Source organism: Acidocella sp. MX-AZ02, from assembly GCF_000306035.1.
In the GTDB taxonomy this organism is placed as follows: Bacteria; Pseudomonadota; Alphaproteobacteria; order Acetobacterales; family Acetobacteraceae; genus Acidocella; species Acidocella facilis.
The window spans coordinates 527,616-537,020 of sequence record NZ_JH976207.1 but is presented as its reverse complement, the minus strand read 5'-3'; the positions used below and the strand labels follow the sequence as shown (position 1 = coordinate 537,020).

The following is a 9,405-nucleotide window of genomic DNA, read 5'->3' as shown; positions in this document are numbered from 1 at the left end:
AAAAGGGTCGGAAAACGTTTGGGGTGGTGGCTACGTCGTCGTCACCACCCCCAGCGTTTCGCAGCCCTTTTTGAAAAAAGGGCTGCCCCCCAAAAACTTTTGCAACTTATCCTAAGGCGACTTCCACTGCCCGGGCCACACGCAGCACCACGTCATCGCGATAAAGCGGTGCGGCAATCTGCACCGATGTCGGCAAGCCCGCAGCGTCCACGCCCATCGGCAGCGACAAGGCCGGTTGCCGCGTCAGGCTGAACAGCATCGTCCAGCTCGCCCAATGCTGCAGCAGCGCCTCCACCGCATCGCCATACGCGGCATCCACAGGCGGCGCGCCATGCGGTACGGCCGGGCAGAGAATCGCGTCCACCTCAAGCATCGCCATCGCATGCGCCGCCTCCACCCGCCCGGCTTCCGCCGCCAGCAGCTCCAGCCCCGGCACCTGCATGTAACGCTCCGCCAGCGCCAGCAGCCCGGAATCGACCAGCCCCAGCCGCGCCTGCGGCACCGCGGCGACGGTTTTCGCCAGCCCCGCCCCCCACAGCGTGGAGAAGATGGCACCACTATCGGGCAATGCCGGGTCGATCTCGACAATCCGCGCCCCCTGTCCGGTCAGGATCGCGACCGCCTCCTCCACCGCGCCCCAGGCGGCTTCATCCGCCGGCGCATCAAAGCCGGGGTGGCGCAGAATGCCGATGCGCAGGCCCTTCACCCCGTCCTCCAACCCGGCGCCAAAATCGCGAGCTGGCTCCGGCAGGGAGAACGGGTCGGCCTTCTCGAACCCCGCCAGCACGGAAAGCAGCAATGCCGCATCGCGCACCGAACGCGTGATCGGCCCCGCCACCGCCAGCGGGCCGAAGGCGCCCAGCTTCCATTGCGGCACCCGCCCGAAGCTCGGCTTCAGCCCGACCACGCCGCTCCAGGCGGCGGGAATGCGAATCGAGCCGCCGCCATCCGTGCCGACATGCAGCGGCCCGAAAAACGAGCCCGCCGCCGCCGCCGCCCCGGCCGAGGAGCCGCCCGGCGTATGCGCCACATTCCAGGGGTTGCGGGTGATGCCGTTGAGCGGGTTATCGCCTGGGCTTTTCCAGCCGAATTCCGTGCTGGTGGTTTTGCCGATAATCACCGCCCCGGCCGCGCGCAGCCGCGCCACCAGGGGGGCATCCTGCGCCACCGGCGCCGGATCGGTCGTCTTGCTGCCACGCCGCGTCGGCAGGCCGCGCACATCGATCAGATCCTTCACCGTCACTGGCACACCTTCCAGCGCCCGCGCCTGCCCTTCCTGCCAGCGCGCCGTGCTCTCGCGCGCCGCATCCAGCGCGGCACTGTTCAGCGTGGCGAAGGCGTTGATCTCGGGATTGCGCCGGGCAATCCGCTCAGTCACACCTTGCAGCGCCTGTAGCGGCGTGAGCGCGCCGGATTTGTAGGCGTCCAGCAGCTCACCGGCATCCAGAACCGGGGCGTCATTCACATCCATGGCGGCACCGGCAGGTTCTTGGCGCGCAAAAACTCCGGATTGAACAGCTTGCTCTGATAGCGCGCCCCGCCATCGCACAGCACGGTCACGATGGTGTGCCCCGGCCCCATCGCCTTCGCCACCCGGATCGCCGCGGCGACATTGATGCCGGCCGAGCCGCCGATGGAGAGCCCCTCATGGATCATCAGGTCATAAACCTGCTCCAGCGCCTCCGGATCGGGGATTTTCACCGCATCGTCGATCGGCGCACCATTCAGGTTCTCCGGCACCCGGGACTGGCCGATGCCCTCGGTGATCGAGGAGCCGGTGACGGTGAGATCGCCCGATTTCACCCAGCCATAGAGCCCGCTCCCCTCCGGGTCCGCCAGCACGATTTTCACCCCTGGCTTGCGCTCCTTCAGCGCCAGCGCCACCCCGGCCAGCGTGCCGCCGGTGCCGCAGGCGCAGGTGAAGGCGTCGATCTTGCCCCCCGTCTGCGCCCAGATTTCCGGGCCGGTGGTGGCGCGGTGGCCCTCGCGATTGGCCAGATTATCGAACTGGTTGGCCCAGACCGCGCCCATCTCCTCGGCCAGGCGGCGCGAAACATGCACGTAATTCCCCGGATCCTTGAAGGGTTTGGCCGGCACCAGCCGCAGATCCGCGCCGATCATGCGCAGGAAATCGATCTTTTCCTGGCTCTGCGTCTCCGGCATCACGATCACGCTCTTATAGCCCAGCGCATTCGCCACCAGCGTGATGCCGATGCCAGTATTGCCCGCCGTGCCCTCGACGATGGTCCCACCCGGCGCCAACAGCCCGCGCGCCTCGGCATCGCGGATGATCGCCAGCCCCGCCCGGTCCTTCACCGAGCCGCCGGGCGAGCAGAATTCCGCCTTGCCCAGTATCTCGCAGCCCGTGAGGGCGGAAGCGCGCTTGAGCCTGATGAGGGGGGTATTGCCGATCGCCCCGATCAACCCGTCCGCCACTGTTTCCATCCGTTTCCGTCCTCGCTATGGTTGGGCCCAAAAGGCTAACGCCTGGAGGGTATTATGATCGAAGATGTGGCCCCGCGACAGGTCTGGGAAGCGCTGATGAGCAATCCCGATGCGCTGCTATGCGATGTGCGCACCAATGCGGAATGGAGCTTCGTCGGCGTGCCGGAGCTGAGCCAGGCCGGCAAGCAGACATTGCTGATCCAGTGGCAGGTGTTTCCCAGCATGCAGCCCAACCCGAATTTTCTGGCCGGGCTGAGTGCGGCGCATGCGACCCATGAATCGCATATCTATTTCATCTGCCGCTCCGGTGCGCGCTCCATGGCCGCCGCCCAGGCCGCCAAGGCGGCGGGGTTCAAGCATGTGTATAATGTGAAGGATGGGTTTGAGGGCCCACCCGATGCGCGCGGCCATCGCGGCCTGGTGGCGGGGTGGAAAGCGGATGGGCTGCCCTGGAAGCAGGGGTAAGATCATAAAAAAGGCCCTGGATTTTCCAGGGCCTTTTTGTTTACGCCGCGTTGCGTCCCGCCCGCGCCAACTCCAACGGCCCGTTGAAAGACAATGTCTGGTTCGGGAATGGAATCTCGATCCTGGCCTCGTCGAAGGCCAACTTGATCGCTTCGGTGATCTCGCATTTGGTCACCCACCAATCCCCCGCCTTGGTCCAGGCGCGGAAGACGAAATCCACCGAGCTGTCCGAGAGCTGCAGAACCTTGATGAAGGGCGCAGGCTCTTTCAGTACGCGCGCATCCGCCTGCGCCAGCTCGTTCAGGATCGCGGAGGCTTTTTTCAAATCGCTGCCATAGGAAATACCGATGGTCAGGTCGATCAGGCGCGTCTGGATATTCGAATAATTGGTGATCGCCCCGGCCCAGACATCCTTGTTGGGCACCAGCACCTGCAGCCCGTCATAGGTTTTCATCTCGGTATAGAACAAGGTTACATCCAGCACCGTGCCGGCATGCGAGCCGGCACTGATATAATTGCCGATCCTGAACGGGCGAAAGACGATCAGCATGATCCCGGCTGCGAGATTGCTGAGCGTGCCCTGCAGTGCCAGCCCCACGGCGAGGCCTGCGGCACCCAGCACCGCAACCAGCGAAGCGGTTTGAATCCCGAAGCGGTTGAGCACGAAGATGAAGGCAAAGGCCAGTACCAGATAGCGCGCGATGGTGCCGAAGAAGCGGAACAGGCTTTCATCCAGATGCGGGCTCTTGCGCGCGTAGCCGACAATGTAGCGATGCAGCGCCCGCGAGCCGAGATGGGCGATTGCAAGAATGACGACAGCGTAAATCACATTCAGCAGCACGCCGATGATGCTGTTCAACGTGCTCGCGCTGAACAAAGCGGTGACCGCATGGTTGATCGTCATGGATGTCTCCTTCTGCATCTGGTCAAATCATCGCGCCGCGAGATTGCTCGCCTTCGACTTGGCGATTTCGTCAAGACGTTCAATGGGCTGAAACGAAATCGCAAAGCCCGGCTTTAATCTTCGCCTAATCGCGACCGCGTTGGAACACCACCACGCTCTCGACATTGTCCGAGAACGGGAACTGGTCGATCGGCGTTGCGGCCAGAATCTCATAGCCGGCATGGCGCAGCATGCCCGCATCCTGGGCCAGCGCGTCCGGGTTGCAACTTACATAGATGATCCGCTTCACCCCGGCCGGGGCGAGGAATTTCATCTGCGCGCCGCAGCCAGCGAAAGGCGGGTCCAGCACCACCACGTCAGCGCCTTTGAAATCCGCGCTCAGCAGCGGGCGGCGATGCAGATCGCGCCTGGCGAAGGTGACGCGCCCGGCAAGCCCGGCATCGCGCGCGGCTTTGTCAGCGGCGTAGACGGCAGGCTCGTCGCCCTCATAGGCTTCCACGCGCGAATGCGGGGCCAGAGCAAAGCTCAGCGTGCCACAGCCGGCATAGAGTTCCACCAGCCGGCTCTTGTTGCGCAGCTTCGGCAGCCCGGCCAGCATCGCCTCGATAATCGCCGCCTCGCCTTCCGGGCAGGCCTGCAGGAAGCCACCCGGCGGCGGTGTGACCGCCACCCCGGCAAAGCGCAGCACCGGCGGGCGCAGAATGATGATCGGCTCGGGCAGAGATTTCGGCTCGGCGACGCTGATGCGCGGCGCGTCATGCTCCTTGGCGAAGGCGATCAGGCGGGTACGGTCCGGCTGGGTCAGCGGCGCATCGGCGCGCAGCAATATATCCGGGCCGTTATCCAGCCAGTTGATCACCAGCGAAGCCTCGCGGCGAAAACAGTTCAGGCTGCGCAGCAAGGTGCGAAGCGGTTCCAGCAGCGCCAGGAAATCCGGCCGCAGCAAGGCGCATTCCCGCATATCGACGATTTCGGAAGAGCGCACGCGGTGCAGCCCGAGGCTGATCTCAGCCGCCTTGCGGGATGCCGCCAGATCCACCCGCCGGCGCGTGTGCAGAGGTGCGGCCATTAGCGGCGCGATCTCAGCCTGGGCATAGCCAGCGCGGCTCAAAGCGCGTTCAAGCAGTGCCCGCTTGTCGGGCTTGGCGCGGTCATCGCTGGCACAGCCACCGCAGGCGCCGAAATGAATGCAATGGGACATCATCATGAATTTCTAAAGTTTTTTGAGGTGGGTGGAGATTTTTCAAAAAATCCCCACCGCTTTCGCCGCTTTTTTGTAAAAAAGCGGCACCAAAAAACTTTTATAAATTATGCCGCGAGATCGGAGCCGTTATCTTCCGGCCCATCCGGCTCGTCATCGCCCATCGGCCGGGCTTCGTCACGGCGGCGCAGCAGCATGAAGGCGGGGATCGAGTCGCCAAAACCGCGCACGCCCGGGCCGTGATCACGCTCACCGCGCTCGCCCCGGTCGCGGTCATTGCGGTCGCGCTCACGCGGCCGGCGGTCACGCTCCGGGCGCTCGGGCCGTTCCGCGCGCTCAGGGCGCTCGGGGCGTTCCGTACGCTCCGGACGCTCGGCCGGTTTGCGCTCCTTCTCGCCATCCTTGGGCTTGGCGGCCTTGCGCTCACCACGGTCACGCTCACGGCCTTTATTATCCTTGCCGTCTTTACCGTCCTTGCCATCCCTCTTGGGCCCACGGCCCCGGCGGCGGCCATCCTCTTCGGACCACTCCACCTCATCCAGACCGGAAACCTCGATGCGCGGGATCGGATTGCCGATCAGCTTCTCCACCGCCTCCACCGCCAGCTTGTCCGCGGGCGAGGCCAGCGTATAGGCGTGGCCTTCGCGCCCGGCGCGGCCGGTGCGGCCGATGCGGTGCACATAATCCTCGGCATGGTGCGGCACGTCGAAATTGAACACGTGGCTAAGCCCGCCAATATCAATGCCGCGCGCCGCGACATCCGAGCAAACCAAGATCTTGATCTCGCCCGCCTTGAATTTCTCCAGCGTGGCAAAGCGCACGCTCTGCGGCAGATCGCCATGCAGCGCGCCGGCGGCAAAGCCATGCTTGCTCAGCGATTTGAACAGAATATCGACATCGCGCTTGCGGTTGCAGAAGACGATGGCGTTCTGCACATCCTCGGCCCGCAGCAGCCGACGCAGCGCCTCGCGCTTATCGATCTCGGAGACCAGCGCCAGCCCGGTGGTGATGGTGGTGGCCACCGAAGCCTGGCGGGAGACGGTGATCTCCTTCGGGTTGCTCAGGAAGGCATCGGCCAGGCGGCGGATTTCCGGCGCCATGGTGGCGGAGAAGAACAAGGTCTGCCGGGTGGTGGGCAGCATCGCGACGATGCGCTCGATGTCCGGGATGAAGCCCATATCCAGCATGCGGTCGGCTTCGTCGATCACCAGCACCCGCACATCGCGCAGCAACAGCCCACCGCGCTCGAACAGATCGATCAGGCGACCCGGGGTGGCGATCAGCACATCCACACCTTTGGTTAGCACCGCCTTCTGGTCGGCCATGCTCTCACCGCCGATCAACAGCGCGTGATTAAGCTTCAGATTCTTGCCGTACTGGACAAAATTTTCCGCCACCTGCAGGGCCAGCTCACGGGTCGGCTCCAGGATCAGCGAGCGCGGCATCCGCGCGCGGGCCCGCGAGCCGGCCAGGATTTCGAGCATCGGCAAGGTAAAGCCGGCAGTCTTGCCGGTGCCGGTCTGCGCCACGCCCAGCACGTCGCGCCCCATCAGCACCACCGGAATCGCCTGCGCCTGGATCGGCGTGGCGTGCACATAGCCCTTCTCCGCCAAGGCGTTCAGGATCGGCTCGGACAGACCCAGCGAGGCGAAGTCCGGCTTCTCTTCCGGCGCGGGCGCGGGATCAGCGATGCGCGCCTCCAGCTCGGCGGGCAGCTCAGCGTTGGGGTCTTGATGGTCGTCTTGTGTGTCGGACAAAAATAGCGTCTCTCGTGGTCGGGGGCGCAAGCCTGCGCCCGTGGTCGGGGCGCAAGCATGCGCCGAGCGCGGAACGCGCCCATGTCAATGCGCCTCGTATCGGCAAAGACTGCCAGGAAGTCAAGGATCGCGTCAGATTTCAGCCGGTTTCGGCGGGTCGAGCGCATCCAGGATCGGACAATCCGGCCGGTCATCGCCATGGCAGCAGGCGGCGAGCTGTTTCAGCGTGCGACTCATCGCCGCCAGCGCGGCGGCCTTCTGGTCCAGCTCCTCGACATGGCGCAGCGCGATCGCCTTCACATCGGCGGAAGAGCGCGTGCGGTCGCGCCAGAGCGAGAGCAGCTGGCGGATATCCTCGAAGGAAAAGCCGAGATCGCGCGAGCGGCGGATGAAACCCAGCTCGTGCAACTCCGCCTCGCTGTAATGGCGGTAGCGGTTTTCGGTACGCATGGGGGCGGCGATCAGCCCGATGCTTTCATAATGCCGGATCATCTTGGCGGAGACGCCGGTGATGGCCGAAGCCTGGGCGATGGTGACCAAACTCATGACGCCCTCCATTGCCGCAGCCGCAGCGCATTGCCAAGCACGCAGAGCGAGGAGGCCGCCATCGCCGCCCCCGCCAGCGCCGGGCTGAGCAGCCCGAACGCCGCCGCAGGCAGCCCCAATGCGTTGTAAAATAACGCCCAGAACAGGCCCTGGCGCAGAATCCGCCAGGTCCGGCGGGCCAGATCCAAAGAAGCCGGGGCCAGAGAGGGCGCGGCGCGCAGCAGCGAGATGGCGGCCGCCTCGATCGCCACATCCGCCCCCTGCCCCATCGCCATGCCGGCATCGGCGGCGGCCAGGGCGGCGGCATCGTTGATGCCGTCCCCCAGCATCGCGACGCGCTGGCCCTGGCTTTGCAAATTCACGATGATGTCACGCTTTTGTTCCGGCGTCGTCTCGGCCTCCACGCGCTCGATGCCGAGCGATTTGGCCAGAGCCTGCGCCACGGCGGCGCGGTCCCCGGTCAGCAGCAGGGTCTTGATGCCCATGGCGTGCAGCCGCGCCACCGCCTGCGCCGCATCCGGGCGCGGCGTGTCGGTAAAACCAAAAGCCCCCAGCGGCGTGCCGTCTGCCAACGCGAGGTAGGACCAGGTCAGCGCATCGCTGGGCGCCGGGGCGCGCGGCACTAGCCGGGAGGAGCCGAACAGATAGGCCACGCCGTCAACCTCGCCCTGCACGCCCTGGCCGGGCAAGGCCTTGAAGGCGGTGGCCGGGGCCACATTGTCCTGGCGCAAAGGCAGGCTCAGCGGATGGGTATCGCGCGCCGCCAGCGCGGCGGCGATGGCGCGCAGCCGCTCCTCGGTCAGATCGGCCAGAGGCCGGATTTCGGCCAAACTCGGGCTGCCGGTGGTCAGCGTGCCGGTTTTGTCGAAGGCCAGAACGTCGATCTTCGCCGCCGCCTCGATCGCATCGGCATCCCGGAATAATATGCCCGCCTTCGCCGCCGCGCCGGTGCCCGCCAGAATCGCCGCCGGGGTCGCCAGCCCCAGGGCGCAGGGGCAGGCAATGACCAGCACCGAGACCGCGTCGATCAGCGCGGTGGAGACAGGCGCGCCATGCAGCAGCCAGCCGGCGAAGGTGAGCGCGGCGATCCCCAGCACCATCGGCACGAACCAGGCGGAAACCCGGTCCGCCAGCTTCTGCACGCGCGGCTTGGCGGCTTGCGCCTGCTCGATCAGCCGGGCCATCCGGTCCAGGAAGCTCTCACCGGGCGGGGCGGTGACGCGCAGGCGCAGCACCGCGTCCAGGTTCAGCGTGCCGGCCAGCAGCTTGGCCCCCTTGCCCCGAGGCTGCGGCAGCGCCTCACCGGTGACCGGGCTTTCATCCAGGCTGCCCTCGCCCTCCAAGATCTCGCCATCCACCGGCACACGCTCGCCGGGGCGGATCAGGATCTCGTCATCCACGCGCAGCCTTGACGGCGCCACATCCTCGCCGCTGGCCAGATGCGCCAGCTCCGGGCGCAGCGCCTGCAGCCCCAGCACCGCCTTGGCGGCATCGCGCTTGGCCTGGCCTTCCAGATATTTGCCCAGCCGCACCAGGGCGATGACCGCCACCGAACTTTCCAGATAAAGCGGCCCGCCGGCGAAGACATCCCAAAGCGAGAGCCCGTAGGCGGCGGAGGTGCCCAGCGCGACCAGCAGATCCATATTGCCGCCGCCGGCGCGCAGGGCCAGAAACCCGGCCCGGTAAAAGCGCGCCCCCAGCCAGACCTGCACCAGCGTGGCGCAGATCAGCGGCACCAGCTTGGGCACCGGCATCACCATACTGTCCAGCACCACCGGCACCGCCAGCAGGAAGGCGGCCATCAGCTCGATCTGTTCGCGCCAGCTGGCATCCGGCCGGACGGATTTCACCGGACCGGCGCTATAGCCCGCCCGCTCCACCGCCGCCGCCAACGCCTCCAGCCCTACCTCGCCGCTGACCCTGACATGCGCGCGCTCCAGCGCCAGATTGACACTCGCCGCCTGCACCCCCGGCACCCGTCCCAGCACTTTTTCCACGCGGGCCACGCAGGAGGCGCAGGTCATGCCGCCGATGCTGAGCTCGATATCGCGGGAGGGAGAGAGGGTCTGGTCCATCGCCTCCATATA

At 66.1% G+C, this 9,405-nt stretch carries 8 protein-coding genes; 1 reads left to right on the top strand and 7 read right to left on the bottom strand.

Translation table 11 applies throughout. The features are described 5' to 3' along the window. Positions 1 to 106 precede the first annotated feature (106 nt). A complete protein-coding gene (locus MXAZACID_RS02695; RefSeq protein WP_008492516.1) occupies positions 107 to 1,471 on the bottom strand; it encodes an amidase family protein in 1,365 nt (454 codons plus the stop codon). Beyond that, positions 1,462 to 2,445 (bottom strand): cysteine synthase A, encoded by a 984-nt coding sequence (locus MXAZACID_RS02690; protein WP_008492515.1) that lies wholly within the window; start codon positions 2,443 to 2,445, stop codon positions 1,462 to 1,464. Before MXAZACID_RS02690 ends, MXAZACID_RS02695 begins: the two co-directional genes overlap by 10 nt. A 54-nt stretch (positions 2,446 to 2,499) precedes the next feature. Between MXAZACID_RS02690 and MXAZACID_RS02685 the strand changes: the two genes are divergently transcribed. Beyond that, a complete protein-coding gene (locus tag MXAZACID_RS02685) occupies positions 2,500 to 2,910 on the top strand; it encodes a rhodanese-like domain-containing protein (RefSeq protein ID WP_008492514.1) in 411 nt (136 codons plus the stop codon). A gap of 40 nt (positions 2,911 to 2,950) precedes the next feature. On the opposite strand, the gene MXAZACID_RS02680 is transcribed toward MXAZACID_RS02685, so the two are convergent. From MXAZACID_RS02680 to MXAZACID_RS02660, 5 genes are all read right to left on the bottom strand, one after another. Then, positions 2,951 to 3,814 (bottom strand): mechanosensitive ion channel family protein, encoded by an 864-nt coding sequence (locus MXAZACID_RS02680; protein WP_168118373.1) that lies wholly within the window; start codon positions 3,812 to 3,814, stop codon positions 2,951 to 2,953. Positions 3,815 to 3,938: 124 nt separating this feature from the next. Next, positions 3,939 to 5,015, bottom strand: coding sequence for a class I SAM-dependent RNA methyltransferase (locus MXAZACID_RS02675; protein ID WP_240376492.1), 1,077 nt, complete (start codon positions 5,013 to 5,015; stop codon positions 3,939 to 3,941). A gap of 107 nt (positions 5,016 to 5,122) precedes the next feature. Beyond that, complete coding sequence (locus MXAZACID_RS02670; protein WP_008492511.1) at positions 5,123 to 6,772, bottom strand: DEAD/DEAH box helicase; 1,650 nt, start codon at positions 6,770 to 6,772, stop codon at positions 5,123 to 5,125. 132 nt (positions 6,773 to 6,904) lie between these two features. Further along, positions 6,905 to 7,318 carry a Cu(I)-responsive transcriptional regulator gene (cueR, locus tag MXAZACID_RS02665; RefSeq protein ID WP_035179984.1) on the bottom strand — a complete coding sequence of 138 codons (414 nt, stop codon included), beginning with the start codon at positions 7,316 to 7,318 and terminating at the stop codon, positions 6,905 to 6,907. Beyond that, positions 7,315 to 9,402, bottom strand: a complete 2,088-nt coding sequence (locus MXAZACID_RS02660; RefSeq protein WP_008492508.1) for a cation-translocating P-type ATPase — start codon at positions 9,400 to 9,402, stop codon at positions 7,315 to 7,317. The genes cueR and MXAZACID_RS02660 overlap by 4 nt, the downstream gene beginning before the upstream one ends. Between the last annotated feature and the right edge of the window lie 3 nt (positions 9,403 to 9,405).